A 26,389-nucleotide genomic window follows, 5' to 3' on the forward strand; every position below is an offset into this window, starting at 1 on the left:
GGATCGCACTTTAACGGGTGATTTCATGTGCTGCTGGTGGGTTTGTTGACGTTTTGAGACGCCAGGGGCGTAAGGGCCCCGGGAGGCTCACAGCCCCAGTCGTGTGACCGCGTTGTCCTCCAGCGGGTTGGCGGTGCGGATGTAGTCGTGCACGGTGCGCGGGTTGGTCCACCGGCCCTGGCGCATGATCTCGCGGTCGGTGGCCCCGCCCAGGGCCGCCTGGGTGGCGAACCCCGCCCTCAGGGAGTGGCCCCCGAAGTCGTCGGGGTCCAGACCGGCCCGCTCGGCGTAGCGTTTGACCAGCTCGTTCACCGCCCGCCCCGACATCGCCCGCTCCCCCACCCGGCCGTGCCGGGTGACCGTGGGCAGCAGCGGGCGCTCGGAGCCGTCGGCCAGGTCGGTGCCCCGCCAGCCCTGGCACCGGTGCGCCGGCGAGGCCGTGGCCGCCGTCCCCTCCACCAGGGCCCGCACCGCCTGCGGCCCGCCGTCGCGGCGCGCCTCCAGCACCTGGGACCAGTCGGCCAGCGCGCACACCGGGCAGGTGTGGCGGTGGCGGCCCCGGGGCAGCGCCACGACCTGGCCGTGGCGCCCCTCCTGGTCGGTCTTGGTCGAGCCCAGCCGCACCACCAGGGCCGGGGTGCCGGTGGAGGCGTCGGTGCGCACCGCCACGTCGTCGAAGGTGAGCGCGGCCAGCTCGGCGCGGCGCAGCGCACCGGCGAACCCGGTCAGCAGCAGCACCGTGTCCCTGCGGCGGCAGACCCCGCCGGGGAAGCCGTCGGCGGGGCGCACCGCGAGCAGGGACTCCAGTGTGGAGAGCACCACCGGGTCCTTGCGGCGCGGCCGGCTCCTGCGGGTGCGGCGGATGCCGCGCAGCGTCATCCGGACCACCTCGGCGCGGGTGGGCGTCTCCAGGCCGTGGGCGCCGTGGACGGCGGCGATGGCCGCGGAGCGCCGTTCGATGCTGGAGGGGGCCAGCGCCCACCCGGAGCCGTCCCCGGTGCGGGCCTGGGCGCAGGCGGCCAGGTAGACGGCCACGTCGACCGGGTCGGCCGGGAGCGACTGGCGGTGCTCGGCCAGGCACCAGGCGGTGAAGGAGGTCCAGTCGGCGCGGTAGGCGCGCAGGGTGTTGGGCGACTGGGCGCTGGCCAGGTACCGGCCCAGGGCGCGGGCCTGTTCGTCGTCGAAGCGCTCGCGGACCCGGGCCAGGGCGCGGGTGTCCACCAGGACGCTGTGGGTGACGCGCTCCAGGCGGGCGCGCACGGTCGCGGGCAGGGCGGCCTCGTCGGCCGGTTCGGGGTCCTGGGAGGGGGTGGGTGTGTTCACGGTTATCCATGATGGCCCAGGCGCGGGTGCGGGCGGCACCGCGACGCACGGGGGCGTGCGGGGGTGGTGGCTGGTGTGCCGGGTGTCCTCAGCGCCGCCGGTCCGGTCCCGCGCGCGGGTGCGGTGTGGCGGGGGCCACGGCTCAGCCGCCGAAGTGGGCGCGCAGGGCGTCCCACAGCTCGGCGGGCGGCATGACCCACAGCAGGGGCGCCGCGGACAGGACCAGGGCGGCCGTGAACCCGATCGCGGCGATCCTGCGGCGCAGCACCAGGGCGGTGACGGCGCCGCCCGCCGGGACGCCCAGGGCCAGGACCAGGACCCACACCAGGGCGTTGCCGACCGCGTCCATCGCCTCCTGCGGCGCCGGGGCGGTGGGGTCGGCCGCGGCCACGGCGGCGTCCTGCAGGTCCATGGCCGTGAACAGCAGGTTGGCCAGGGCCAGGAAGGTGCCCAGGGCCCACACCAGGGTCAGCACCACCCACAGCAGGGTGATCCTGCGGTCGGGCGGGTCGGCCACGACCACCGGGGTGCGGCTGATCCTGCCCTCGGTGCGCGCCGGGGGCGCGTCGGCCTCCCGCGTGCGGGGGGCGGCGGCGGACACGGGGGCGGTGGGCCGGTCCTTGCGGCGTTTGCGTTTTTTGGGTGACACGCGCCTGTCCTTGGTGGGGTGGGTTCGCTGGTCGCCGCACCCGGCCCGGGGTCCTCGCGGGCGGGCGCGGCCGGGAAGTCGGAGCCTACCCGCCCAGCGGGGTCAGGTGGATGGCCGACACGAACACCACGGGCCAGGCGAGCAGTGCCAGTGCCCACAGGGCGGCTCTGCGGTCCCCGGCGACGGTGGCCACGGCGGCGGCCAGCAGGGGGATGCCGACGGCGGCGCCGAAGGCGAGGGTGAACCACTCGGCCGCCGAGCCGGCGTGGGAGTGGGCGTCGACGCCCATCAGGTAGCCCACGGGCCCCAACACCAGGGCGAACAGGGCGAGGACGGCGACGACGACGCGGATGCCGGTGGGGTGGCTGGTGTTGCGGCCACCGCCGGGGGCGGAGGGACGGTCAGACACGGGGGCCGTGGTGCCTTTCGAGAACGGGGCGGCGGGCCAGGGCGTCGACGGACGGGGGCATGCCCGGGCCCGGGGGCGCGGGGTGGGTGGGTCCGTCGGGGACGGCCCGCATCCGCCCGGGCGCGGGCGCGCCGGGTCGAGTGCGGTGCTGTGTAAAACGTACTCCACCTGGGGGGCGTCCGAAACCCGAGGGCGGGCCCTCAGGGCGTGGGGGGCCAGGGGCGGGCGCCCCCGACCAGGCCGGTGAAGGAGGCCAGCAGCCGGAGTTCGTCGATGCTGCGCGGGGCCGTGGTGAGCAGGTCGGGCGAGTGGACCACGGCCGCCAGGAGCTGGGCGCGCGAGAGGGCGACGTTGAGGCGGTTGCGGTCCAGGACGAACGCGGTGCCGCGGCTGGCCTCTGCAGCGTTGGAGGTGGTCATCGAGCAGATGACGGCGGCGGCCTCCTGTCCCTGGAAGCGGTCGACGGTGCCCACCCGCACCCCCTCCAGTGCGGGGTCGGTGCGGGCCGCGGCGGCCAGGGCTCTGCGCAGGGCGCGCACCTGGAGGTTGTAGGGGGCCACCACCAGGATGTCCTCGCCGGTCAGGGGTCGCGGCTCCAGGCCGGGGCCGGGGGTGAGCTTGTCCTGGACCAGGCGGGTGGCGATCGCGACGACGGCCTCGACCTCCTCGGGACTGTGGGTGGTGCGGCCGTGGTGGGTGACGGGCAGGGTGTACACGCCGGGGTCCAGGGCGGACAGGGCGCGTTCGGCGGTGGAGGGGTGGGCGTGCAGGCGGCCCTGGTAGGACAGGGCCGAGACGGTCGCGCACACGTCGGGGTGCATGCGGCGGGTCTGGTCCAGGAAGTAGCCGCGGGCGGGGTCGATGATCTGGCGTCCGGCCATGAGGTGCTGCAGGGCGGAGGCGTCGGCGCCCTCGCCGTGGGTGCCCTGGACGACCTGGGGCAGCTGCTGGGGGTCGCCGAGCAGGACGAGGTTGTGGGCGGCGGCGGAGACCGCGAGGGTGTCGGCCAGGGCGAACTGGCCGGCCTCGTCGATGATGAGCACGTCCAGGGGGTCGGCGATCATCGCGGCGTTGGACAGGGCCCAGGCGGTGCCGCCGATCAGGACGGGCTGGTTGTCGGCGGTGCGCTTGGCGCGCCAGCCCATCAGCGCCTGGGGGCTGGTGGGCTGGTCCCAGGGCAGGTCGGGGTCGACGGCGTCCTTGCCGCGGCCCTTGGCGCGTTTGGCGGCGGCCAGGGACACCCCGGCCTGTTCGGCGGCGCGCAGGGCGGCGCCCATGACGTTCTCCACGGCCTTGTGGCTGGTGGAGCACACACCCACGTTGCGGCCCTGGCGGGCCAGGTGGGTGATGAGCTGGGCGGCCAGGTAGGTCTTTCCGGCGCCGGGCGGGCCCTGCACGGCCAGGTAGGAGCCGTCCAGGCGGTCCACGGCGGCGATGGTGGCGGCGATGAGGTCGCCGCCGTGCTCGTCCGGGGAGGGCAGGGGGCCGGGGGGGCGAAGGCGGGGCGGGACGCGGCGCAGCACGTCCAGGCCGGGGTGGTGGGGCCACCGGGGCAGGGCGGCGACGGCGGTGCGGGCGATCGACTCCAGCGCCCCGTCCTTGGGCTGGGGGTTGACGGGTGAGCCGGGCAGGACCGCCACGGGCGCGCGGGAGCGGGTGTCGTCGGGGTCGCTGGTCTCGGTGACGGTGAGCGTGTCGGCGTCGGCGCGGGCGACGTTGGCCGGTACGGCGGTGGCCGGCCTGCCCGGGGCGCCGGGGTAGAGCAGGTGGACGTCCTGGCCGGTGGTGAAGGGGTGGGGGTGGGCGGCGTCCAGGCGCATGGACAGCTCGCGGCGGGCCTTGCGCTGGCGGCCGGTGGGTTCGGCCCACTCCCCCGTGTGGACCTGCCAGGGCACGGCGCAGTCGGTGTCGGCCTCCAGGTCGGTCAGGGGGGCGCTGGTGCGGCGGTAGTGCTCGCGCCAGGGCGGCAGGTTCTCGCGCTGGTAGTAGCCGACCAGGGCGGCCAGGGAGGCGCGGGTGCGGTCCTCCTCGCCGCGCTCCTCGGCGGTGGCGGGCAGGTCCGCCAGGAGGGGTTCGGTCAGGGCGGCGTGGCGGGCGAGCTTCTCGGCGCGCTTGCGGGCGCGTTCGGCCTCCTCCTCGGTGAGTTCGAGCTGGACGGGGGGCCGGTCGGTGATGCCCTGGCGGACGCGGTGGTCCTCCAGCCAGTCGCGCAGGCGGGCGGTGGAGTGGCAGTCGTCGCGGTTGTAGGCGCCGATGTCGGCGAGCACCCGGGCGGCGCGGTCGTGGTCGCCGTGCTCGGCGGCGCGCAGGTAGGCGGCGTAGGCGTCGATGCTGGAGGTGGCGGTGGTGACGTCGCCGGAGCGGGCGGCGCCCAGGTAGAGGGGTTCGAGGTACTTGATGGAGTAGGAGCGCTGGGACACGCGCAGGCTCTTGCGGACCACCGTGTACAGGTCCACGAGCCGGTTCTCGCGCAGGAGCCGGTTGACCTCCTCCTCGCGGGTGGCGAACTCGGAGCTGAGGTGTTTGAGCCGGTCCACCTCGTAGGAGGCGTAGTGGTAGACGTGGGCGTTCTCGTCGGCGTCGATGCGCGCGCAGGCGAAGTCGACGAAGTCCTCCAGGGCCTTCTTCTCCTGGGCGCGGTCGTGGGCCCAGAAGGTGTGGAAGGTCTCGGTGCCGTGCTCGTCCTCGGTGGTGGCGCCGAACAGGTACTCCAGGCCGCGTCCGCCGTCGCGGGAGTGGTAGGGGTAGCCCTCCATGTCGAAGAACACGTCGCCGGGGCTGGGGGCGGGCAGGGCGGCCAGGCCGTCGGGTGAGAAGACCTCGGCGGTGACGGTGCCCTGGGGGTTGTGGGGGGTGCGCGTGGTGTCCTGGCGGACCTGGAGGGCGGCCTGGGCGCGCAGCTGGTCGAAGGAGCGGCGGGGCAGGGTGGCGGGGCGCTGGTCGTCGCCGGCGCCGGCCAGGGCGTCGATGGTGTCCAGGCCGGCGTCGGTGAGTTTGGCGGCCTGGTCGGTGCGCAGCCCGGCGACCAGGGACAGGTGGCGGGCGGCGGTGCGCCCGCCCGAGCACCAGGTGCCGTAGCCGCAGCCCTCGCAGCCGGGGCGGGGTTCGCCCCAGGTGGGGGCGGGCAGGGCGGGGGGCTGGGCGAGCCGGTCCAGCAGGCGGGTGGTGACGGTGGTGAGGATGGGGGCGAAGTCGGCGGTGTCCAGGGTGTGGGTGTGGCCGTCGCCGGTGAGCAGGTGCATGCGGTCGGGGGTGCGGCCGGTGGCCACGGCGACGGCGTGGGCGTAGGCGGCGAGCTGGACGACGGCGCCGGGGCCGGGGCGGCGGGCGAGCTTGGTGTCCCAGGGTTCGTAGGACCAGGGGTCGGGTGCGGGGTCGCGGCGCTCGCCGGTGGCGGGGTCCAGGTCGGAGCGGATGAGGAAGTCGGCGCGGCCGTGGAAGGCCACGGCCGGGGCGGTGGGGGTGGCCGCGGTCAGGGGGTGGTGGAAGCTGCCCTGGTAGATGACGGGCGCCCCGGCGGCCATGGCCTGGGCGGTGGCGGTGGCTGCGGCCGCGAGGGAGGCGTCGTCGGCGCGGGGCTCCTCGATGCGCACGACCTCGCCGAACAGGGCGGTGAGCCGGTCGAGTTCGGCCTGCTCGTGGACGTGGCCGTGGTGGGCGACGAGGGGGTCGACCTTGTCGGGGGCGGGGGCGCCCTCCAGGCGGGCGGCCAGCGCGGTCTTGAGGGCGCTGCGGTGGTCGCACTCCAGGGTGTCGACGAGGTCGGTGGGCGAGACGACCCAGCCGGTGGTGGTGCGGAACAACGCCCCTGCTCCCTGTGTGTCGGTGGTGGGTGGGTGCTGGGGATTGTGCCACGTCGAGGTGACGTGTGGGGTCTCACACGCGCGTGTGCCCCGCCACGGGGTGTCGGGGCGCGTCCGCGCCCGGCCGGGTCCGGCCCCTTCCGCGGCGGCCCCGCCGGGGCCGGTGACGCGAACGTGACGCGGGTCGGGGGAACCGGAGGGGCGCGGGGGGCGTCCTCCCCGGTGGTCGGCGCGGATCGGTCACCGGAAGAGGTGTCCGCACCGGCGGCCCGGAAGGAGTGGATCCCCATGGTGTTCCCGCGGAGTCTTGCGGTGATCGGTGCGAACGCGCTGCTGGTGCTGGCGTCCTCGGCCTCGTGCGAGGTGACGTCGGGCAGCGGGGCCAGGTTCGCCACAACCTCCTGCCAGAGCCGGGACTGCGAGGTCACCGTCAGCGGGGACCAAGGCACCGGCGACCTGTGGGAGCAGGGGAACACGACGATCGGGTACCGCATCCTCCTGGCCGAGGACCAGGAGGCCGACGTGCGGGTGAGCGTGCAGGAGCGGGCGTACCGGGAGTCGGAGGAGGCCGTTCTGGTGCCCGGGGACTCCGCCGAGGTGGGCGGCTACACCGTCACCTACGTCGAGCACACCGGCGACGCCGCCACCTTCGACTTCACCTGGCAGGACTGAGCCGGGGCCCTCCCGCTGCGGCGGTCCGCTGCGGGCGGTGGCGGGGCCGCCCGGCTCGCGGGGGCCGGGACGGGGCCGTCGGGGCCGCTGCGGTGGCGGTCGGGCCGGGGCGCAGACGGGTGCGCCCCGCCCCGGGGTGTCGGGGCGGGGCGCACGGGGTCCGTGTGGAAGGGGCGGCTAGCCGACGACCTGCCATTCGACCTGGCCGACACCGGCCCCGGTGCCGATGATCTGGTCGAAGGCGGCCGTGGACAGGTCCAGGCAGCGGCCGTCGATGTAGGGGCCGCGGTCGTTGATGCGCACGGTCACCGACTTGCCGTTGCTGGGGTTGGTGACCTGGACCTGGGTGTTGAACGGCAGGGTCTTGTGCGCGGCCGTCATGGCGCTGGGGTCGAAGGTCTCGCCGTTGGCCGTGGAGTTGCCCGCCAGGTCGGCGCCGTAGAAGGAGGCCTGGCAGGTGCCGCCGTCGCCGGAGGCCTCGCCTCCCCCGCCGCCGGTGTCGGCCTCGGGCTCCTCGGCCTCCTCCTCTTCCTCGGGTTCCTCCAGGACGTCGGAGGCGTCGGTGCTGGTGCTCTGGGTGGCGGAGGTGACGGCCTCCTGGGCCCGCTGGAGGGCGTCCTCCCCCGCCTGGGGCGCGGCGCCCTCGGCGACCAGGGGGTCGGGGTCGGCCTCGGGGATCCCGGCGGCGTTGGCGGCCGTCTCGGGGTCGGCGCCGGAGGCGATGACGGCCGCGGTGGCGGTCCCTCCCACGAGCAGGGTCAGACCCGTGGCCGAGGCCAGGATCATGGTGCGCTTGCGTCGGCTGCGCTTGGCGGCGACGCGGGGGCCGACGGCGGGGGCGTCGGTGCGGTCGTCTTCGACCGGCGGGGTCTGGGGCTCGTGTTTGCCCACGGCGGAGTCCTTACGAACGGGAACAGGGCGTGGCGGCCCGCTCCTGGTGCGGGGTGTGTGCGACGCCCCGGACGGGTGCGGGAGGGCGTGGCACGGGCGCGGAGCCGGGACCGCCGGTGGCGGTGCACGGGGTCTGGGCGCAGAGCTTAGGGGTAACGCGAGGGTAACGGTACCGGAAAGCGGGGGTTTGTGGAACTTGTCACCCGGTGATGTGGGGTTCGGGCAGTTCGGGGCGCCGGGGCGGGACGCCGTCGGGGAACAGGCGCAGGGCGGGGTCGGGCAGGTGCACCCCGCTGAGCTGGGCGACGGCCTGGGACAGGGAGGGGTTGTCCAGGTGTCCGCCCACGGCGCGGATCATGGCGGCCAGGGTGGGCAGGGGCGGGGCGCCCAGGGAGGCGACGGCGTAGCGGGTGGCCACGGCGGGGGTGCGCGAGGCGCCCGCCCAGCAGTGCAGCAGGACGCGTTTGCCCTCGGCGCGCAGGGCGGCCACGGTCGCGGCGGCCTCGTCCAGGGTGAAGTGCAGGTTGGCGTTGGCGGTGGGGCGGTCGTGCATCCACACCCTCACCCAGTCGGCGTCGGGCAGGTGGGGGGCGTCCTGGGGGTGGGTGCGGCACAGGGAGACGACCGCGTCCACGCTCTCGGGGTGGTGGCGCAGGTGGTCGAGGTTGCCGAGCAGCACCTGGGGGTCCAGGGGGTGGGGGACGGCGAAGGGCGGCAGGCGGCGGGGCTCCTGGAGCAGGACGGGGTGTTCGGGCCAGGCACCGGGGCGGGTGCCGTGTACGGCCGTCAGCGCGGCGGTCGTGAGGGCGTGGGGGTCCAGGGTCTCGGACATGCGGCGCAGGGCGTGCAGGGGCACGGCGGAGGCGCCCCACAGGGCTCCGGCCAGGGCGCCGGTGTGCATGGCGGCGTCGTCCCCGGCGGCGGTGTACGCCGACCAGACGGCGTCGACGAGGTGGGCGCACGCGAAGGACCCGCTCGCGGGGTCGTGGGCGGGGCGGGGGGTGCGGGTCAGGGCCCGCCAGGAGGCGCCCAGGGGGTCGTCGGCGGTGGTGTGCTCCAGGGCGGGCGCCGACCCGGGCGGGGTGCCGGTGCGGGCGGTGCTGCGCAGGACCTGCGCCCAGGCCTGTTCGGTGGGGTCCGCGGGCGGGGCGGGGGTGCGCGCGGTGGCGGTCAGCTCGGTCAGCGCGGTCCGGATCAGGCGGGGAAGCCGCGCGGAGGCCTCGGTGAACCCGCGGGTCAGCGCGGCGGGGGCGCCCACCAGCGCGGCGGCCACGGGCGCGCCGAGCATCGCGCCGATGGACCGGTCGGCGGCGGGGTCGTGGAAGTCGGGTGCGGGGGCGGGTACTGCGGACATGGCCGTCCTCGTGGGCGCTGCGGTCTGGTGCGGACTGGTGTCCCAGGGGTGGTCTTCCCGCGGGGGCCCGGTGTTGCGCACGGGTTGCCGGTTGTGGCCATCCGGGGTTCGGGGGGTGTACACCGGTGGCTGCGCGCAGGGCTCCTGCGCCGGGTGGGGAACCCGGTGGGCGGCCGGGGTGCGCGGAAGGGCGCCCGGGCTGGGCGGTCCGGTGCGGAGCGGCGTGGGCGCCTGTGGAGGGGCGGGGCCCGGCGGTGCGGGCCGGGCCGTTCGTCGGCCGGGGGCGGTACGGCCGGTGCCCTCCCCCGTCGGGCCCCTGCCGGTGCGGGGCCGGCGCTCGACTCCTGCGGTCCCCGGGCCGGGGCCGGCCGGCGGGGCGCCCCGTTCGGGGGCCGCTCAGGCGTGCTGGGGAAGGGCCGCGCGGTGGTAGCGGTCGGCCACGGCGTGGGCGACGGCCGGGTCCGGGCACAGAGGACGGGCCACCGCGTCGGCCCCGGCCAGGGCGAGCCTGTCGTGGAACAGGCCCGGTGCGAGCAGCCAGCTGGCCACCGCGACGCGGCGGTGGCCCCGGGCGCGCAGGCGGGCGACCTGTTCGGCGACGGTGGGGCGGCCGGTGGCGATGAAACCGGTCGTGACCGGGGCTCCCAGGCGCCGGGCCAGGCGGGCGGCGGCGCGGGACAGTTCGGCGCCGGCGCGCGGGTCGGTGGTTCCGGCGCAGGCCAGCACGACGGCGTCCCCGGGGCGGTACCCGGCCTGGGCCAGGCGGCGCACGGCGGTGTCCAGCACCGCGGGGTGGGCGCCCAGGGCGGGGGTGAGGACGGCGTCGGCGCGCCCGGCCCGCAGGAGCTGGTCGGGGATGTCGGTGCGCACGTGGTAGCCCGAGGCCAGGAAGGCGGGCACGACGACCAGGGGCCCCGGGGTGTCGGCGGCCACCTCGCCGACGGTGGGGGCGAGCACGTCGGCGAAGGCCAGGCGGGTGGGGCGCCGTGTCAGCTCCCCCACGCGCAGGGCCAGGGAGTGGGCCACGGCGGTGCCGTGGGGGTTGCGGGTGCCGTGGACGGCCAGCAGCAGGGTGGGGTGTCTGTTCATGGCTCTCGGGTGTGGGAGTGCGTGTGCGGTGGGGCGCGCCGTTGGGCGGCTCAGAGCTCGGGCGCGCAGTCGTGGGTGTCCAGGGCCAGGCGGTAGCCGCGTTTGACGACGGTCTGGATGATCCTGGCGTCGCCCAGCGCGGTGCGCAGGCGTGCCACAGCGGTCTCCACGGCGTGCGCGTCGGCGTCCTCGCCCAGGCAGGTGAGCAGGCGGGTGCGGTCCAGGACCTGGCCGGGGCGGCGGGCGAGTTCGCGCACCAGGCGCATCAGGGTGGGCGAGAGGGTGTGCACGGTGCCGTCGACCAGGACGGCGTGGCCGCGCAGGCGCAGTCGGTGTCCCGCCACGCCCAGGGTGGGAAAGCGCGCGGGCAGCTCCTCGGTGAGCTTGCGGACCTGGGCGCCGATGCGGGCGCGTTCGGGCCACACGGTGGGGATGTCGTGGGCCATGAGGGGGCGGGCGGTGACCGGTCCCACGCACATGGCCAGGACGTCGCCGCGCAGGGCCTCGACCAGGGGGCCGGTGCGGCCGGTGGTACGGGCGCGGGCCAGCAGGCCGGCGGCGGCGGGGGCGCTGGTGAAGGTGACGGCGTCCACTCCCCCGCAGGTGACGGCCTCGATGAGCCGGTCCAGGGGGGCGACGTTCTCGGGCTGGGTCCACCGGTAGACGGGGACCTCCACGACGTCGGCGCCGGCCAGGCGCAGGGCCGCGGTGAAGTCGGGCAGGGGTTCGCCGTGCAGCTGGATGGCCACGCGCAGGCCCGTGACGCCCTGTTCGAGGAGGTAGTCCAGGACCTCGGCGGAGGACTCCGAGGGCGGGGACCACTCCTCGGTGAGCCCGGCGGCGCGGATGGCGCCCTTGGCCTTGGGGCCGCGGGCCAGCAGGCGCGAGGAGCGCATGCTGGCCAGGAGGGGTTCGACGGTGCCCCAGGTCTCGCACGCCTCGATCCAGCCGCGGAAGCCGATGCCGGTGGTGGCGATGACGACGTCGGCGGGGCGGCGGGCGAGTTCGTCGGAGACCGAGGCCAGGCGCTGGTCGTCGCTGAGCGGGACGATGCGCAGGGCGGGGGCGGCGATGACCTGGGCGCCCTTGCGCTGGAGCAGGGCGCTGAGCTCGTCGGCGCGGCGGGCGGCGGTGACGGCCACGGTGAACCCGGCCAGGGGCGCGGTGGTCGCGGGCGCGCCGGCCTCCGCCCCCGTGCCGCCGGCCCCGCTCGCGCGGTCCTGGTGGGGACCCGCGGCGGGGGGCGGGGTGTGGGAGGACGGCGCGGACGCGGATGTGCTCAAGGTGACTCCTCTTCGGCGCGGGCGCTGATCTGGACGGTGGCGCCGGTGTCGCGGACGGCCCAGGTGCGCAGGCGCACCTGGGGGTCCTCCAGGCTCTGTCCGGTCAGCAGGGAGAACACATTCTTGAGCATGGGCGAGGCGATGGTGGGCTCGCCACGGCGGTCGCCGACGATGCCGCGCGAGATGACCGCGGCCCCGGTGAAGGGGTCGATGTTGTCGACGGCGAACAGGCGGTTGTCGCGGGTGCGGAACAGGGCCGCCTGACGGCCGTCGGGCAGCAGGACGGCCACGCCGTCGTCGGCGCCCAGGCGGTGGGCGGGGCAGGCGTCGATCCACAGGGCGGGCGGGGCGTGGGTGGTGGTGGCGGTCATCGGGTGGCCTCCTGCGGGCGGGGGGCGGGCATGCCGAGGTCGAGAGCGGCGCCCGGGACGGGCTGGTCGCGTGTGGTGGTGAAGCTGATGGTGGGGTCGGGTGTGCCGGGGGCGTTGGCGAAGGACTCGAACCGGGCGAGTTTGGCGGGGTCGGCCAGGACGGCGGCCCACTCGTCGGTGTAGGAGTGCACGTGGCGTTCCATGGCGGCCTCGAGCTCCTCGGCGATGCCCAGGGTGTCGTGGACGACGACGTCGCGCACGTGGTCCAGGCCGCCGTCCATGGCCTCGATCCAGGGGGCGGTGCGCTGGAGGCGGTCGGCGGTGCGGATGTAGAACATCAGGAACCGGTCGATGTAGCGGATGAGGGTCTCCTCGTCCAGGTCCGAGGCGAGGAGTTCGGCGTGGCGGGGGGTGAAGCCGCCGTTGCCGCCCACGTACAGGTTCCAGCCCTGGTCGGTGGCGATGATCCCGAAGTCCTTGCTGCGGGCCTCGGCGCACTCGCGGGCGCACCCGGAGACGGCGGACTTGAGCTTGTGGGGCGAGCGCAGGCCCCGGTAGCGCTCCTCCAGGCGGATGGCCAGGCCCACCGAGTCCTGGACGCCGTAGCGGCACCAGGTGGTGCCCACGCACGACTTGACGGTGCGCAGGGACTTGCCGTAGGCGTGGCCGGACTCGAACCCGGCCTCGACCAGGCGGGTCCAGATGGCGGGGAGCTGTTCGAGGCGGGCGCCGAACAGGTCGATGCGCTGGCCGCCGGTGATCTTGGTGTAGAGCTGGAAGTCACGGGCGACCTCCCCGATGACGATGAGCTTGTCGGGGGTGATCTCGCCGCCGGGGATGCGGGGCACGACCGAGTAGGTGCCGTTGCGCTGCATGTTGGCGAGGTAGCGGTCGTTGGTGTCCTGGAGTGTGGCCTGTTCGCCGTCGAGGATGTGCCCGCCCCCCAGGGAGGCCAGGATCGATGCGACGGCGGGCTTGCAGATGTCGCAGCCCTGGCCGGTCCCGTGGTTCTCGATGAGGGCGGAGAAGGTGGTGGTGCCGGTGGCGCGGACGGTCTCCAGGAGTTCGGCTCGGGACTGGGTGAAGTGCTCGCACAGGGCCTTGGACTGCTCGATGCCCGCCTGGGAGAGGATCTGCTTGAGCATGGGCACGCACGACCCGCAGCTGGTGCCCGCCCGTGTGCACGCCTTGAGGCCGGCGACGTCGCAGGCGCCCTGGGTGTGGACGGCGTCGGTGAGGGCGCCCTTGGTGACGGCGTTGCAGGAGCAGATCTGCGCGGAGTCGGGGAGGGCGTCGGCGCCCAGGGCCGCGCCGCCCTCGGGGGTGATGAGGGTGAGCGGGTCGCCGGGCAGGGGCGAGCCGACCATGGGGCGCAGGGTGGCGTAGGCGGAGGCGTCGCCGACCAGGATGCCGCCCAGGAGGGTGGTGGCGTCGTCGGACAGGACGAGTTTGGCGTAGCGGCCGCCGGCGGCGTCGTTGACGACCACGTCCAGGCAGTCGTCGGCGCGGCCGTGGGCGTCGCCGAAGCTGGCCACGTCCACGCCCAGGAGCTTGAGCTTGGTGGAGGTGTCGGCGCCGGTGAAGGTGGCGCCGCCGCCGAGGAGGCGGTCGGCGACGACCTCGGCCATGGCGTTGCCGGGGGCGATGAGCCCGTAGACGGTGCCGCGGTGGGCGGCGGCCTCGCCGATGGCGTGGATGCGGTCGTCGGAGGTGGTGCAGGTGTCGTCGATGACGATGCCGCCGCGTTCGCCGACCCGGAGGCCGGCGGCGCGTGCGAGGTCGTCGCGGGGGCGGATGCCCACGGAGAACACGACCAGGTCGGCGTCCAGGCGGGTGCCGTCGCCCAGGAGGAGGTTGCGGACGCGGCCGTCCGCGCCGGCCTCGACGGCGGTGGAGGCCGCTCCGGTGTGGATGTGCACGCCCAGGTCGGTGACGAGTCTGCGGAGCAGGCCGCCGGCGCCCTCGTCGATCTGGGCGGGCATCAGGTGGGGGGCGAGTTCGACGACGTGGGCCTCCACGCCCAGCAGCCGCAGGGCGTTGGCGGCCTCCAGGCCGAGCAGTCCGCCGCCGATGACCACGCCGGTGCGGGCGTGGCGGGCGGAGGCGGTGATGGCGTCCAGGTCCTCGATGGTGCGGTAGACGTGGCAGCCGGGCAGGTCGTGGCCGGGGACGGGGGGCACGAAGGGGGTGGATCCGGTGGCCAGGACGAGCCGGTCGTAGCCCAGGGTGCGGCCGGAGGCGGTGGTGACGGTGCGGGCGTCGCGGTCCAGGGCGGTGGCGCGCTCGCCCACGTGGACGTCCACGTGGGGTCCGGACAGGTCGCCCAGGGACAGGTCCTGGGCGCTGGCGCCGTCGAAGTAGGAGGAGAGCGCGACGCGGTCGTAGGCGGTGCGGGGCTCCTCGCCCACGACTGTGACGTGCCAGCGGTGGTCGCTGTCGCGGTCGTGGAGGGCCTCGACGAGTCGGTGGCCGACCATGCCGTTGCCGATGACGACGAGTTCTTCCATGGTGCGCGGCTCCTCCTGCTGCGGGGTCGGACGCCTCTCAGGCAACCCGCAGGGTGTTACCCGCGGGTCAGCCTCGTGTGTCGCGGTTGTTTCGATGTGCTGTCACCGCAGGTGGGGAGTGCGTGATTCGCGCCGGGGGCGGAGAAGGGCCAGCCCGGGGCGGGTGTGGGCGGCGCGGGGGCGCGGATGGGTGTTCGGTCACACCGGGTGCCGGGTGCCGGGGCCGGGGCCGGTGCGTGGACAGCGGTGGCGGGGTCGGCCAGGATGGCCGGTGATGCACACGATCCCTGATCCGCGCCGGGCGCGCGCCCTGTCCTCCCTGTCCGCACTGTCCGTCGGCGACGCCTTCGGCTCCCAGTTCTTCGTTCCCGCGAACCTGCGCTTCCTGGAGGAGCGCGAGCTGCCCCCGGGGCCCTGGGAGTGGACCGACGACACGGAGATGGCGGCCTCGGTCCACGCCGAGGTGCTCCGGGGCGGGGCGGTGGACCCCGACCGGCTGGCGTCCTCCTTCGCCCGCCACCACGACTTCGACCGGGGGTACGGTCCGGCGACGGGGCGCCTGCTGCGCCTGGTGCGCGAGGGCGGTGACTGGCGGGAGCTGGCCGCGGGACTGTTCGAGGGGTCGGGTTCCTTCGGCAACGGGGCGGCGATGAGGGTGGCCCCGCTGGGGGCCTGGTTCGCCGGCGACCCGGACGCGGCGGCCGTGCAGGCGGCGGTGACGGCGCGCGTCACCCACACCCACCCCGAGGCGGTGGACGGCGCGGTCGCGGTGGCGGTGGCCGCGTCCCTGGTGGCGGGGGGCGGGGCGGCGGCGCCCGGGCCCCTGCTGGACGGGGTGCTCGAGCGCCTTCCGCCGGGGCGGATGCGCGAGGCGGTGCGCGGTGCGCGCCTGCTGCTGGTGACCGCCGATCCGGTCGGGGCGGCCCGCGCCCTGGGCAACGGTTCGCGGGTCAGCGCCCTGGACACGGTGCCCTTCACCCTGTGGGCGGCGGCCCGGTACCGGTCGGGCTTCGCCTCGGCCATGTGGGCGACCGCCGCAGCCGGGGGCGACGTGGACACCACCTGCGCGATCGTCGGCGGGGTCCTGGGCGCGGGCCTGCCGGGCGGCCGGGTTCCCGCGGAGTGGGCCGAGCGCACCGAGCCCCTGCCGGGATGGGCGCTGGAGGGCTGAGCGCGGTCTCCGCCGGGGAGGGGCCTGGGGCCGGTGTCCGCCCCCGCTTTCCGGGGAGGGGCGCGGTCCGGGGCCGGGAGGGGACCGCGTGTGCGCGGCGGACCCGTGCCGGGGTCCGGCGCGCCCGGGAGGGGCGGGGGGTCAGGTGCCGTCCGGGCGGGGGTCCCTGGCGCGGTCGTGGCGTTCGCGGGCGGCGCGGATGTCGTCGCGGTGCAGGATTGCCCAGCGGTCCAGCGCGTTGAGGGGTTCCAGGAGGGTGCGGCCCAGGTCGGTGAGGGCGTAGTCCACGCGGGGCGGGACGGTGGCGTGCGCGGTGCGGTCGACCAGGCCGTCGCGGACCAGGGCGCGCAGCGTCAGGGTGAGCATGCGCTGGCTGATGCCGTCGATGGCACGGTGGAGCTCGCTGTAGCGGTGGGTGCGCCGCCCCAGCATGACGATGACGAGCACGCTCCACTTGTCGCCGACCCGGTCCAGGACCTCGCGGACCGGGCAGTCCTCGGGGGCGCGTTCGTCGGTGTGCCCGGTGGAGCGAACACCGGTGTGCGCTCGGGACGTCAATGTGCCTCCTTGTGCCTGGCCTGGGCTCACCTCATACTGACTGATAATGTTGTTACGCACAATAAGTATGCAAGGGGTGTCGTGAGCGTGAGCAGCCCGGAGCCGGGGGCCGAGCCGCGGGAGGCGGACCGGCCCGCCGAGGAGGAGCTCCCCCTGGACGCGGTCACCGGACTGGTGTCGCTGGGAACCGAGGACGCGCCGGCGTGCTCGGACGGAACGTGCTGGTGAGTGAGGGGATTGTCCGTGCAGGTCGAGGTGTGGTCCGACATCGTGTGCCCGTGGTGCTACATCGGCAAGCGGCGCTTCGAGACGGCCCTGGAGCAGTTCGAGCACGCCGACCAGGTCGAGGTCCTCTGGCGCAGCTTCCAGCTGGACCCCTCCTACCCGCGGGGGCGCGGCGAACCGGTCCGTGACGCCCTGGCCGCGAAGACGGGCGCCTCGCGCGAGCAGGTGCGCGCCATGACCGCGCAGGTGGAGAAGGTCGCCGCGGAGGTGGGGCTGGAGTACGACTTCGAGAACGGGTTCATGGTCAACACCTTCGACGTGCACCGGCTCGTCCACCTGGCGCAGAGCCGGGGGCTGGGCACGAAGGCGCACGAGCGCTTCATGCACGCCCAGCTCGTGGAGGCGAAGGACCTCTCCGACACCGCCACCCTGGTGGAGCTGGCCGTGGAGATCGGCCTGGACGCCGCGGAGGCCCGCCGGGTGCTGGAGGGCGACGACTACGCCGCGCAGGTGCGCGAGGACGGCGCCGCCGCGCAGCGCCTCGGCGGGAACGGCGTGCCGTTCTTCGTGATCGACCGGGCCTTCGGGATCTCGGGCGCCCAGCCCGTCGAGGTGTTCGCCTCGGCCCTGGAGAAGGCCTACCGGGCGGCGTCGGCCTAGACCGCCGGCGGGCGGTCCGGGCGCGCCCCCGGGGCGCCCGCGCCGGAGACCGGGCCGGTGGCGGTGGAGCGGGTTCCCCCTCAGGGGGGAGCCCGCTCCCGCTCGTGGGGGAGGTGTGCCCGGGGGTGCGCGCGCCAGGGTGGAGGTATCCACTCCGCACCACTCCGGGAGCACGCCATGACCGCCTTGCCACCCCTTCCCGCACCCCCCGCAGATCCGGGGCACGAACGGCACGACCGCGCGACGGCGGTGCCCTGGGCCGCGCTGGCGTGGTCGGCGGCGGCCCTGGCACTGGGCCTGGGCTGGCTGTCGGGGGTGCTGCCCCTGAGCGTGGCCGATGAGGAGGGGTTCGGTTCGCTCTTCGCCGGGCGCGGCGAGGCCCTGCCGGTGGTCCTCGTACTGGCCATGGGCGCGGTGGGCGTCGTGTGCTCCGTGCTGATGCTCCGGGGCGGCGGGCCCCGTGCGGCGCAGGTGGGCGCCTGGGCCCTGGCCGTCCTCATCCTGCTGGTGTTCGTGGACGGCAACCTGCTGGCCCTGTTCGGCTACACGATGATCATGCCGGTGGTGGGCTGGATCGTGCCCGGCCTGGCCCAGACCTGGGTGACCGCGCTGTTGGCGCCCGACAGCCTCACCGGCCTGTTCTTCACCGCCGGTGTGGGGGTGTGGGTGCTCGCGGCCCTCGCGTGCCGCCGGGCGGGCCGCCGCTCCTGCGCGCGGTGCGGCAGGAGCCCCCGGTGGTCGGCCGCCGTGGAGCGCGGGACCCGGGTGCGGGCGCTGAGGGTGGGTCGGATCGCGGTGGCGGTGGGCGCGGCGACCGCCCTGGTCTATCCGTCCATCAGGATCCCGTGGCTGTTCGGCGTCCCGGTCGGGATGAGCCGGGAGGACTTCGCGGTGCTCTCCGCCGACCCGTTCACGCTGGTCATCGGCGTGGGGTTGGGGTCGGCCGGCATCGTCGGCGCCGTTCTCATGCTGGGGCTGGTCCAGCGCTGGGGCGTGCGGTTCCCCCGGTGGACCGCGGGCCTTGCCGGGCGCCGGGTGCCGGTGCCGCTGGCGGTGGTGCCCGCGACGCTGGTCGCGGTGGCCCTGGTGGCGATGGGCCGCAGCAGCGTCACCGAGGTCCTTGCCGGAGGGGCCGGGTCGATGTTGAGCTCCAGCACCGTGCACGTGGTGGTGTTCTCCTCCATGGGGCTGTGGGGGACGGCCCTGGGCGTGGCCACCGCCGCCTACCTGGTGCGGCGCCGGTCCGAGTGCGGCCGGTGCGGGCGGGGGCTTCCCGAGGCGGAGCCCCGCGACATCCGGGCCGCGGCGGCCTGAGTGGGGACCGCACTCCCCCGCCCTCTCCCGGAGGCGCCCGCCCGGGGCGGCGCGTGCGGGACCGGTGCCCCTCCCCCCGGCGGGGAGGGGCACCGCCTCGTGTGCGGCTGGAGTGCTGCGTGTGCGCCCGGCCCCAGGGTCGTGTCCCGACGCGTTCCGGGGGTTCGGCGCGGCTTCCGGGGCGGCGGCCGGGAGACGTCCCGGCGGGGTGACGTGGCCGGTGCGCGCTTCGCGGGAGGGAGGCGATGGGGCTGGTCATCGGGCAGGTAGAGGCCCGGTCCGGGCTCACCCCCGGCCGGAGCCGGGCACCCGCACGTGCGCGCACCGGCCCGTGTCCGCCTCCACCTGCCACCCGGCGGCGCGCAGCGCCTCCGCGTAGGCGCCGACCTCCGCGGTGAACCACCCCCCGTCCTCCCGCTGCGAGCGTCGGGCCTCGCCGTGGTACACGTACAGGAGCCGCCCGCGCGGCTCCACGTAGAAGCCCCTGGGCTCCCCCACCGCCGTCCAGTCCACGGGCGCGTGCCCGGCCGCCTGCAACACGGCCACCGCCCCGAGCACCTCGGGGGGCGAGCCCTCCCACGCCGGTGTCCCCTGCCCGCCCCACCACTCCCTGCCCGCCGCCTCCACGGGCGCGGCCTCGCCCCGTGCGCGCCGCGCCAGGGCCGCGTCCAGCCCGGCACGGGAGGCCAGGACCCCGCGCTGGATGCCGTACTCGTCCCCGGAGCGGTGCGGCAGCCCCTGGGACTCGCGCTCCTCCAGGTAGTCCAGGTGCTCGCGCAGCGCGGCCAGACCCGCCTGCGTGATGCGGAAGGCGTAGCCGCGGCCGGGGGGATCGCACGGGGCCAGGAGCCCGGCGTCGATCAGCCACTCCCGGCGCCGCCGGTCGCCGACGGAGGTGCGGTAGGCGAGGATGTGCGGTCTGGCGCCCAGGTCGTAGAGGTCGACGAAGCGGGCCGGGGTGAGGCGGCCGGGCATGGGGTCTCCATCGTGTCGGGGTCGGTGGTGGGGCGTCCGCCCGGGTACGGCGGAGGCGGCCACCGCCACCTTGGCCGGTCCCTCCGACAGTTCGCACCCCTCCCGGTCCGTCCGGGAGGCCGGGGCTGTGCGGCCATGGTCGCAGGGTGTCCCGTGGAGCGCGGCGCGGGGCGCCGGCGTGCGGACCGGCCTCCGGGAAGGCCGCACCGACCACGTCGGGGAGCCTCCCACGGCCGCCCCGGCGGCTTTTCCAGAGCCCAGGCCTCACCGCCCGGCCCGCATAGGCCGCCAGCGACCTCAGGTGGCAAGAGGCCATCGTCGGAGGCAACGCCACCTCCTACAACCACCAGCCGGGGGCGTCGATCCTCGACGCGCACGGAAGCCCCTGGGAATCGCACAGCCCAAGCCCGCTCGAAAGCCTGACTGAGCACTAGTTCGGACAGACAGCGCGCCGAACCGACCGCCCCCGTCTGACCATGACAAGTCCTGCTGCTCCCGAACGTTCGGCAACAGGACATGCGGCCGGCGAGTAGCTCTTGTCGAGTGGCCGTTGCCGGACACGGCGCGGCCGGGATCGGCCACACCCCGTGCCCGCGGGCCGGGGCGGGGCATGCTCGGGGGGCGGGCGCCCCGGAAGGAGCCCCGGTGCTCGCACCCCCCGCCCCACTCCTGGTCTTCACCTCCACCGCCAAGGGAAGCGGACCCGGGGTAGGAAGCCGGTCCCCGGGTGAGCCGCGCGAGACCGGTGAGCCCGAGCGGACCGAGCCGGCCCCGGACAAGGACGAGGACTGAGACGGGGTCGACCATGCGCAGGGGCGCGCCCCGGGTGGTGACGGAGCTTGAGAGGGGTTCCAGAAGCGTCTGGGAGACCTCGGCCAGGAGGTACTCGCCGTCGCTCTCGACCCTGTCGACGGTCGTCTCGAAGGCGGGTTCTTCGCGCGCCGGTGCGCCCGGGCGCACCGGCCTGCCACGGCCGCGGCGGTCGTGGAGCCGGGGGCGGCCACCCTCCCAAGCTGGACTTTCTGCTCGAAATGTGGCAAACCGGGTAGAGGTTCCGAAGCAGTTGCCGCCTCGCGAGATTGACCGGGGTCATGCCATGTCGCTCAAACACGGGTCCAACGAGCTGATGACGTCCCTGGTCAGGGCCGGGCACCTCGCCAACTTCGAGGAGCTCCCCTCCCTCGTGGCCGGCAAGGCCGCGGCCGCGGACCTCACCGAGATCCGCATCTACCTCGCCGACCGCCAGCAGCAGGTCCTGCGCGAGGTCACCGGCCGCGGTCTCGACGCCCACCAGGGCGGAGACGACCTGAAGATCGACGGGACCGTCGCCGGCGAGGCCTACATCATGGGCGTGACCGTGCCCGTCGGGGACCGGGGCCGCTACTGGGTGCCGATCCTGGACGGGGCCGAACGCCTGGGCGTGCTCCACGTGGCCTACAAGGGCGACCCCGACCGCTCCGCGATGCGCGACCTGGCCGCGATGGTGAGCCTGCTGATCATCGCCAAGCGCGCCAACAGCGACGCGCACGCCCGCCTGGTGAGGGTCAGCCCCATGTCCGTCTCGGCGGAGATGCAGTGGACCCTGATGCCCCCGGGCACCTTCGCCGACTCCCGGGTGACCATCTCCGCCGCCACCGAGCCCGCCTACGACAACGCCGGGGACTCCTTCGACTACGCCCTGGCCGGGGAGATCGCCCACCTGGCCATGTTCGACGCCATGGGCCACGACACCGCCGCCGGGCTGATCGCGAACCTGGCGGTGGGCGCCTTCCGCAACGAGCGCCGGCGCGGCGTCCCGCTGGAAGAGATCCCCCGGGGTGTGGAGAACACCCTGATCCAGGAGTTCGTCCAGACCCGGTTCGCCACCGCGATCCTGGCGGAGCTCAACCTGAGCACCGGCGAGCTGAGGTGGGTCAACTGCGGCCACCTGCCGCCCGTGCTCATCCGGGGGGAGGAGGTTCGCGCACTGGAGTGCGACCCCTCCCACCCCCTGGGCATGGACCTGGGGGTGCCCGTCGCGGTCTGCCACGAGCAGCTCGAGCCCGGCGACCGCCTGCTCCTGTACACCGACGGCATCATCGAGGCCCGCGACTCCGAGGGCCGGGAGTTCGGCGTGGAGCGGTTCGTGGACTTCGTCATCCGCCACCAGGCCGACAGCCTGCCCGTCCCCGAGACGCTGCGGCGCCTGGTCCACGCGGTCCTGGAGTACCACCACGGGCAGTTCGGCGACGACGCCACCGTCCTCTTCTGCGAGTGGCACGGCTGAACCCCGGGCGCGGCCCCGCGGCCGTCCGCGCTCACCCCGGGCGCCGGGCCACCACCGAGAAGTTCAGCGGGATCCGCGGGGCCCCCTCCGGGAGCCGCCACCCCTGCGGGCACGCCACGAGCCCGGGGAAGGCGGGCCAGTCCATGAACGGGTGCTCCCCGAGCGCCTCGACCACCAGTCCCGCCTCCAGCAGGGCTCCGGTCACCTCCGCCAGGCTGTGGCGCCACTGGTGGTTGACGGTGCTCGTGATGGACTCCGCCGTCCCGTCGGTGTAGGTCTCGGCCTCGTCGTAGGTGTCGGCGCCCCCGCCGCCGAGGTAGTCGCCGGTCACCTGCCACGGCTCGTAGTCCAGCGCGTTCAGGAGCGGGTGGTCGTCCCGGACCACGAACACCCCGCCCGGCTCCAGCAGGTCGTGGACCGACCGCGCCCACGGGCCCAGCTCGGGAAGCCACATGACGGCGCCCGTGCCGGTGACGACCACCTCGAACCGCCGGTCGACGGCCTGCGACGCCGTGCGCGCGTCGCTCTCCACCCAGGTGACGTCCGCGCCGTCGGCGGCGGCGATGCGCCGGGCGTGGGCCAGCGAGTTCGCCGACAGGTCCAGGCCGTGGACGTCCACGGCGCCCAGCCGGACCCAGCACACCGTGTCGGTGCCGATGTGGCACTGCAGGTGCAGCAGGGACCTGCCCGCCACCGTCCCGCCGTCCAGGTGCGGCTCCAGGACCGCGAGGTCGTTGCGCACGACCTCCGAGATGTAGGAGGGGTCGGCGATCAGCCCATCGACGTCGTACATCGCGGACCGGGCGTGGACGTCGGCCCTCTGGTCCCAGTTCGCGCGGTTGTCGGCGACGGCCCTGTCGTGGTCGCTCATGTCCTCGGACGCCTCGTTCCGTGTGTCGGGGCGCCGGAGCGGATGTCCGCCCGGCCCTTCGGGGCATGGTCTCGGATCGGGGCCGGACGGGGAAGCGGTTTTTCGCGGGCGCGGGCCCCGTGCGGGCACAGGGGCGGAAGGCCCCCTCCCCGCACCGGGACCGGTGTGCCCGGGAGGGCGGGGCCCGGGTCAACCGGAGCCGGCGGCGGCCCCGTCCCCGTGGTCCCGGCCCGGTACCGAGGCCAGGTCCCGGCGCGAACGCAGCCCCAGCTTGGCCAGCGCGTTGGCCACATGGGTCTCCACCGTGCGCGGTGACAGGTGCAGCAGGGCCGCGATCTCCCGGTTGGTGCTCCCCCGCCCGGCCAGGGCCGCGATCTCCCCCTCACGCGGGGACAGGCGGGGGTCCCGCGGGCCGCGCCCGCCCGCCGGGGCGGCCACCACCCCGTGCGCGCGCAGCGCACGGCGCACCCGCGCCGCGTCCCAGGCCGCGCCCAGCGCCGTGTACTCCTCCAGCGCTGCCCGCAGCCCCGCCACGCCCTCCTCCTCGGACCGGCCCCCGGAGCGGTCCAGTCTCGTGTGGGCCGCGGCCTCGCGGACCTGGGCGGCGTCGTAGGGGCGCGGCATGGCCCGGTAGGCGGACGCGGTCTCGGCGTACAGGTGCAGCGCCCGGTCCCCCTGGCCGCGGTGCCGGGCCAGGGCGGCCTCGAACCGCCCCAGGGCCGCCGCGGCGGCCGGGGCGCCGGTGCCGCGCAGTCCCGCCCGGAAACGGGCGCACAGGTCCTGGGCCTCCGCGTCGCGCCCGGCCGGGATCAGCGCCTCCATGCCCGGGACCAGGTCGGCCGCCCACACCCACACGCCCTTGCTCGCCACCAGAGACACCAGGCCCTCCACCCGGGACCACGCCTCCCCGGGGTCGCCCCTGGCGATCGCCAGGCGGGCCAGCAGCCCGGCGGCGAACGCGCGCACGGGAACCGCGTGGTCGGGGTCGGGCGCCGCGGGGCCGTCCCCGGGGGCGGGTTCGAGGAGCGCCAGGTGGGACCGGGCGCCGGCCGGGTCCCCCTGGGCCAGGGCCAGTGCGGAGCGCACCAGGGTCAGCTCGGCGGCGACCGCGTGCAGGTGGGCCAGGCGCGCGGGGCCCAGGTGGCGTTCGGCCTCCTCGTCCAGGCCCGCCCAGTGGCCGCGCTGCCAGTCGAGGATCAGCCGGAGCGCCTGGGCGCTCTCGCGGATGTAGGACACCTCCGAGGCGATCGACCAGGTGGCGGCGTCCGACAGGTAGTGGTCGGCGCGCTCGTAGTGGCCGAGCATGACCGCGGCGTCGGCCAGGTTGAGCGAGGCGCGGGCGAACTCGCGGCGCCGCACGAGGGCCTCGGGCGTGGGCCGCACGTGTGGGGAACCGGGGTCGGGCAGGGCCGCTGTCCAGGCGGCCGGGTCCCCGACCTGGGCGAGCAGGGTGGCCTGGTTGACCGAGACGCTGTGGGCCACGGCCGGGTCCTTGCTGCGGTGGGCGGCCGAGACCGCCTGCTCCATCCACCTGCGGTGGGTGTCGACGGGGTCGGGGGTGCTGCGCGGCACGGCCAGGGCGCACATGGCGCGGGCCGCCAGGTCGGGGCGTGAGGTGAGTTCGGCGGCGGCCCGGACGAGTTCGCTGCGGGCGGTGCGCCCCTGCGCCGCCTGGTTGAGCAGGAGCAGGCCCAGCTCCATGCGCAGCTCGCCCCGGGAGGGCGCGGGCAGGCCGGGGGTGGCCAGGACGTCGCGCAGCAGGGCGATGGTGTGCTGGGCGGAGATCCCGGTCAGGGCGGCGCGGCCCAGTTTGAGGGCGAGGTCGCAGCGGCGCCCGGCGGGCAGGGTGGGGCGGGTCAGGGCGTCGCGCAGCAGGGTGACGGCGCTGGCGTCTTCGCCCTGGGACAGGGCCTGGTCGGCGGCGCGTTCGGCGTGGTCGGTCCACTCCTCCACGAGTCCGGCCTCACGGGCGTGGCGGGCCAGGCGGGCGTGGGGAGGCGCGGGGCCCCGGGACAGGGCGGTCAGGGCGGCCCGGTGCAGGTGGCGGTGCTTGCCCAGGGGTAGGGAGTCGTGGCAGACCCGGCGCAGGAGAGGGGTGCGGACCTCCAGGGCCGCCGGGCCGGCGGGCCGCAGCAGGCCGAGCCGGCAGGCGCGGGAGAGCGCCCTCTCCGCGCGGGAGGGGCCCAGGTCCGCGACCCGGGCCAGGACGTCGTCGGCGGCGGGGGCCTCCAGGACGCAGGCGGCGCGCACCAGGTGGCGGGTGTCGCGGTCCAGGGCGTGCAGGCGTTCGAGGAACCAGTCGCGCAGGGTGGGGGGTACGGGCGGCTCCTCCGGGACGGCGGGGCCGGCGCCGGGCCCGGTGGCGGCGCGGGCGCAGGCCAGGTGGTGCAGGGTCTCCACGGCGGCCAGGGCCAGGCCTCCGGTCCAGGCGTGCAGGCGTTCGGCGTCCTCGGCGGTGACCCCTGCCCCTGCCCCTGCCCCGGCCCCGGCCGGGGGCGGGGCGGCGGTCTCGGCGGCCGGGTCGGCGGGTGCTGTGCGCGGAGCGGTCGCACCGCAGGGGGCGGCGTCCAGGAGCCGGGAGGCCAGCGCTAACAGGTCGCGGGGGTTCAGCGGGGCCAGGGCGAGTTCGTGGTGCGGGGTGCCCGGCGGGGTGCGGGCGGCCAGCGCGTGGACGGGGAAGGACCGGGGCAGTTCCTCGGGTCTGTAGGTCAGTACCAGGCACAGGTGGGCGGGCAGGCGCGGCGCCAGGTAGTACAGCAGGTCCCGTGTGGCCGGGTCGATCCCGTGCACGTCCTCCAGGACGAGCACCGTCGGGCCCAGGGAGTCCATGAGCTCGGTGAGGGCCCGGTAGGTGCGGTGGTGCTCGGCCGCCGGCGAACAGGTGGGCGGGGGCGGCGGAGGCAGCCGCTCGGCGTGCTCGGGCATGAGGGGGTGCAGGGCGCCGCACAGCGGGCTGAGCCCGCCGGGGATCGTCGCCCGGCGAAGGGCCTCGATGACGGGGGCGAAGGGGAAGGGTTCGTCCCGGGAGGGGCAGTACCCGGTCAGGACCGTGGCGTCCACGGCTCCGGGGAGCTCCCGGACCAGGCGGGTCTTACCCGATCCCGCGGCCCCGGACAGCAGGACCAGGGACCCGGGGACCGCCGCGGTGCGCAGCTGTTGTCGTTCCTTCTCACGGCCGACGAGCGGGGGGAAGCACACCTACCGACGGTATAGCGGCAGGGGGCGGCGGAGAAGGGGGTCGGGGCGCGCACCCAGGTGTTGACGCGCCGGAAACACAGGACACCGTGCCCGGGCGCCCCGCAGGGCGACAACGGTCCCGGCCGCCCGCGTCCGCAGGGGCGCGCGACCACCGGTTCCGGGCATACAATCCGCCCAGAGGACCGCGACAACAGGAAAACCGGGGTACGAAATGGCGGACATGGTGTACGCGGTCGTCCCGGTGGCCGCCACAGTGTTGACGGGCCTGTTCGCGGGGCTGTTCTTCGGGTTCTCGATCGCCGTCATGCCCGGCCTTGGGCGGGCGGGCGACCGCGCCATGATCGAGTCGATGCAGGGCATCAACGTCGCCATCCTCAACCCCCTTTTCGCGGCTGTGTTCATCGGCGCCCCGGTGGGGGCGCTGGCCTCGGTGGTGCTCCACACCAGTGCGGCCGAGACCGCTTCCGCGGTCTGGTTCGGCGGGGCGCTCGCCTGCCTGGTGGCGGCCCTGGGCATCACCTTCGGGGTCAACGTGCCTCGCAACAACGCCCTGGACGAGGCCGGCCCCGCCGAGCGGATCGCCGACCCGGCGGCGGTGCGCGGCGCCTTCGAACCGGTGTGGGTGCGCTGGAACCACCTGCGCTCCCTCGCCTCCGCGGTGGCCCTGGTCTGCGCCGTCGTGGCCCTGACCGTGCGCTGACCGACCGCCGGAGAACCCCCCGGCGACCGGGTCGACAGGCGCGACCGCCGGGTGCGGCGGGAGCGCCCACGCAACGCCCCCGGCCGTCGCGCCCCCGCCT

Annotated in this window: 22 protein-coding genes; 8 read left to right on the top strand and 14 right to left on the bottom strand. The window is 75.7% G+C overall.

Annotated elements, in window-relative coordinates; genetic code table 11:
* Nucleotides 1-87: 87 nt before the first annotated feature.
* From OUQ99_RS14375 to OUQ99_RS14390, 4 genes are all read right to left on the bottom strand, one after another.
* Nucleotides 88-1,323: a site-specific integrase gene (locus OUQ99_RS14375; protein WP_267949959.1), complete on the bottom strand. Its 1,236-nt coding sequence runs from the start codon at nucleotides 1,321-1,323 to the stop codon at nucleotides 88-90.
* Nucleotides 1,324-1,465: 142 nt separating this feature from the next.
* Nucleotides 1,466-1,972: a hypothetical protein gene (locus OUQ99_RS14380; protein WP_267949960.1), complete on the bottom strand. Its 507-nt coding sequence runs from the start codon at nucleotides 1,970-1,972 to the stop codon at nucleotides 1,466-1,468.
* A gap of 85 nt (nucleotides 1,973-2,057) precedes the next feature.
* Nucleotides 2,058-2,381, bottom strand: coding sequence for a hypothetical protein (locus OUQ99_RS14385; protein WP_267949961.1), 324 nt, complete (start codon nucleotides 2,379-2,381; stop codon nucleotides 2,058-2,060).
* A gap of 200 nt (nucleotides 2,382-2,581) precedes the next feature.
* The gene (locus OUQ99_RS14390) at nucleotides 2,582-6,184 is read right to left on the bottom strand and encodes a TM0106 family RecB-like putative nuclease (protein ID WP_267949962.1); all 3,603 of its coding nucleotides are present in this window, start codon (nucleotides 6,182-6,184) and stop codon (nucleotides 2,582-2,584) included.
* 288 nt (nucleotides 6,185-6,472) lie between these two features.
* Here OUQ99_RS14390 and OUQ99_RS14395 point away from each other — a divergent pair, with 288 nt between their 5' ends.
* The gene (locus OUQ99_RS14395) at nucleotides 6,473-6,856 is read left to right on the top strand and encodes a hypothetical protein (protein WP_267949963.1); all 384 of its coding nucleotides are present in this window, start codon (nucleotides 6,473-6,475) and stop codon (nucleotides 6,854-6,856) included.
* A gap of 177 nt (nucleotides 6,857-7,033) precedes the next feature.
* Here OUQ99_RS14395 and OUQ99_RS14400 read toward each other — a convergent pair whose 3' ends face one another.
* From OUQ99_RS14400 to nirB, 6 genes are all read right to left on the bottom strand, one after another.
* Nucleotides 7,034-7,747, bottom strand: coding sequence for a septal ring lytic transglycosylase RlpA family protein (locus OUQ99_RS14400; RefSeq protein WP_267949964.1), 714 nt, complete (start codon nucleotides 7,745-7,747; stop codon nucleotides 7,034-7,036).
* A 199-nt stretch (nucleotides 7,748-7,946) separates the two neighbouring features.
* On the bottom strand, nucleotides 7,947-9,101 hold the full coding sequence (locus OUQ99_RS14405; protein WP_267949965.1) for a dual specificity protein phosphatase family protein: 1,155 nt from the start codon (nucleotides 9,099-9,101) through the stop codon (nucleotides 7,947-7,949).
* A gap of 396 nt (nucleotides 9,102-9,497) precedes the next feature.
* Nucleotides 9,498-10,190, bottom strand: coding sequence for a sirohydrochlorin chelatase (locus OUQ99_RS14410; protein ID WP_267949966.1), 693 nt, complete (start codon nucleotides 10,188-10,190; stop codon nucleotides 9,498-9,500).
* A 50-nt stretch (nucleotides 10,191-10,240) separates the two neighbouring features.
* The gene (locus OUQ99_RS14415) at nucleotides 10,241-11,347 is read right to left on the bottom strand and encodes a uroporphyrinogen-III synthase (protein WP_267950379.1); all 1,107 of its coding nucleotides are present in this window, start codon (nucleotides 11,345-11,347) and stop codon (nucleotides 10,241-10,243) included.
* Between the two features lie 122 nt (nucleotides 11,348-11,469).
* Nucleotides 11,470-11,844, bottom strand: a complete 375-nt coding sequence (gene nirD, locus OUQ99_RS14420) for a nitrite reductase small subunit NirD (RefSeq protein ID WP_267949967.1) — start codon at nucleotides 11,842-11,844, stop codon at nucleotides 11,470-11,472.
* Nucleotides 11,841-14,351 (bottom strand): nitrite reductase large subunit NirB, encoded by a 2,511-nt coding sequence (gene nirB / locus OUQ99_RS14425; RefSeq protein WP_267949968.1) that lies wholly within the window; start codon nucleotides 14,349-14,351, stop codon nucleotides 11,841-11,843. The genes nirD and nirB overlap by 4 nt, the downstream gene beginning before the upstream one ends.
* 274 nt (nucleotides 14,352-14,625) lie before the next feature.
* Here nirB and OUQ99_RS14430 point away from each other — a divergent pair, with 274 nt between their 5' ends.
* A complete protein-coding gene (locus OUQ99_RS14430) occupies nucleotides 14,626-15,522 on the top strand; it encodes an ADP-ribosylglycohydrolase family protein (protein WP_267949969.1) in 897 nt (298 codons plus the stop codon).
* A gap of 141 nt (nucleotides 15,523-15,663) precedes the next feature.
* Here the strand turns inward: OUQ99_RS14430 and OUQ99_RS14435 are convergent, their stop codons facing one another.
* Complete coding sequence (locus tag OUQ99_RS14435; RefSeq protein WP_267949970.1) at nucleotides 15,664-16,080, bottom strand: winged helix-turn-helix transcriptional regulator; 417 nt, start codon at nucleotides 16,078-16,080, stop codon at nucleotides 15,664-15,666.
* 81 nt (nucleotides 16,081-16,161) lie between these two features.
* Between OUQ99_RS14435 and OUQ99_RS14440 the strand changes: the two genes are divergently transcribed.
* The 3 genes from OUQ99_RS14440 (at nucleotide 16,162) to OUQ99_RS14450 (ending at nucleotide 18,279) form a co-directional block, all read left to right on the top strand.
* A complete protein-coding gene (locus OUQ99_RS14440) occupies nucleotides 16,162-16,308 on the top strand; it encodes a hypothetical protein (RefSeq protein WP_267949971.1) in 147 nt (48 codons plus the stop codon).
* A gap of 15 nt (nucleotides 16,309-16,323) precedes the next feature.
* Nucleotides 16,324-16,965 (top strand): DsbA family oxidoreductase, encoded by a 642-nt coding sequence (locus OUQ99_RS14445; protein WP_267949972.1) that lies wholly within the window; start codon nucleotides 16,324-16,326, stop codon nucleotides 16,963-16,965.
* A 177-nt stretch (nucleotides 16,966-17,142) separates the two neighbouring features.
* The gene (locus tag OUQ99_RS14450; protein ID WP_267949973.1) at nucleotides 17,143-18,279 is read left to right on the top strand and encodes a hypothetical protein; all 1,137 of its coding nucleotides are present in this window, start codon (nucleotides 17,143-17,145) and stop codon (nucleotides 18,277-18,279) included.
* A gap of 285 nt (nucleotides 18,280-18,564) precedes the next feature.
* Here the strand turns inward: OUQ99_RS14450 and OUQ99_RS14455 are convergent, their stop codons facing one another.
* Nucleotides 18,565-19,254 (bottom strand): hypothetical protein, encoded by a 690-nt coding sequence (locus tag OUQ99_RS14455; RefSeq protein ID WP_267949974.1) that lies wholly within the window; start codon nucleotides 19,252-19,254, stop codon nucleotides 18,565-18,567.
* A gap of 645 nt (nucleotides 19,255-19,899) precedes the next feature.
* Between OUQ99_RS14455 and OUQ99_RS14460 the strand changes: the two genes are divergently transcribed.
* Nucleotides 19,900-20,046 (top strand): hypothetical protein, encoded by a 147-nt coding sequence (locus tag OUQ99_RS14460; RefSeq protein WP_267949975.1) that lies wholly within the window; start codon nucleotides 19,900-19,902, stop codon nucleotides 20,044-20,046.
* A gap of 304 nt (nucleotides 20,047-20,350) precedes the next feature.
* Nucleotides 20,351-21,520: a PP2C family protein-serine/threonine phosphatase gene (locus OUQ99_RS14465; protein ID WP_267949976.1), complete on the top strand. Its 1,170-nt coding sequence runs from the start codon at nucleotides 20,351-20,353 to the stop codon at nucleotides 21,518-21,520.
* 31 nt (nucleotides 21,521-21,551) lie between these two features.
* Here OUQ99_RS14465 and OUQ99_RS14470 read toward each other — a convergent pair whose 3' ends face one another.
* Nucleotides 21,552-22,391, bottom strand: coding sequence for a class I SAM-dependent methyltransferase (locus tag OUQ99_RS14470; RefSeq protein ID WP_267949977.1), 840 nt, complete (start codon nucleotides 22,389-22,391; stop codon nucleotides 21,552-21,554).
* Nucleotides 22,392-22,580: 189 nt separating this feature from the next.
* Nucleotides 22,581-25,589, bottom strand: a complete 3,009-nt coding sequence (locus OUQ99_RS14475; RefSeq protein WP_267949978.1) for a helix-turn-helix transcriptional regulator — start codon at nucleotides 25,587-25,589, stop codon at nucleotides 22,581-22,583.
* 211 nt (nucleotides 25,590-25,800) lie between these two features.
* Between OUQ99_RS14475 and OUQ99_RS14480 the strand changes: the two genes are divergently transcribed.
* Nucleotides 25,801-26,289: a DUF1772 domain-containing protein gene (locus tag OUQ99_RS14480; RefSeq protein WP_267949979.1), complete on the top strand. Its 489-nt coding sequence runs from the start codon at nucleotides 25,801-25,803 to the stop codon at nucleotides 26,287-26,289.
* Nucleotides 26,290-26,389: the final 100 nt, after the last annotated feature.

The sequence above is a fragment of the Streptomonospora nanhaiensis genome (assembly GCF_026642255.1).
Taxonomy (GTDB): Bacteria; Actinomycetota; Actinomycetes; order Streptosporangiales; family Streptosporangiaceae; genus Nocardiopsis; species Nocardiopsis tropica.

Coding starts and splice junctions, on each gene's coding strand:
- OUQ99_RS14410 (WP_267949966.1), bottom strand. CDS start 10,190: ATGAACAGACACCCCACCCTGCTGCTGGCCGTCCACGGCACCCGCAAC.
- OUQ99_RS14465 (WP_267949976.1), top strand. CDS start 20,351: ATGTCGCTCAAACACGGGTCCAACGAGCTGATGACGTCCCTGGTCAGG.
- nirB (WP_267949968.1), bottom strand. CDS start 14,351: ATGGAAGAACTCGTCGTCATCGGCAACGGCATGGTCGGCCACCGACTC.
- OUQ99_RS14450 (WP_267949973.1), top strand. CDS start 17,143: ATGACCGCCTTGCCACCCCTTCCCGCACCCCCCGCAGATCCGGGGCAC.
- OUQ99_RS14455 (WP_267949974.1), bottom strand. CDS start 19,254: ATGCCCGGCCGCCTCACCCCGGCCCGCTTCGTCGACCTCTACGACCTG.
- nirD (WP_267949967.1), bottom strand. CDS start 11,844: ATGACCGCCACCACCACCCACGCCCCGCCCGCCCTGTGGATCGACGCC.
- OUQ99_RS14405 (WP_267949965.1), bottom strand. CDS start 9,101: ATGTCCGCAGTACCCGCCCCCGCACCCGACTTCCACGACCCCGCCGCC.
- OUQ99_RS14470 (WP_267949977.1), bottom strand. CDS start 22,391: ATGAGCGACCACGACAGGGCCGTCGCCGACAACCGCGCGAACTGGGAC.
- OUQ99_RS14395 (WP_267949963.1), top strand. CDS start 6,473: ATGGTGTTCCCGCGGAGTCTTGCGGTGATCGGTGCGAACGCGCTGCTG.
- OUQ99_RS14430 (WP_267949969.1), top strand. CDS start 14,626: ATGCACACGATCCCTGATCCGCGCCGGGCGCGCGCCCTGTCCTCCCTG.
- OUQ99_RS14480 (WP_267949979.1), top strand. CDS start 25,801: ATGGCGGACATGGTGTACGCGGTCGTCCCGGTGGCCGCCACAGTGTTG.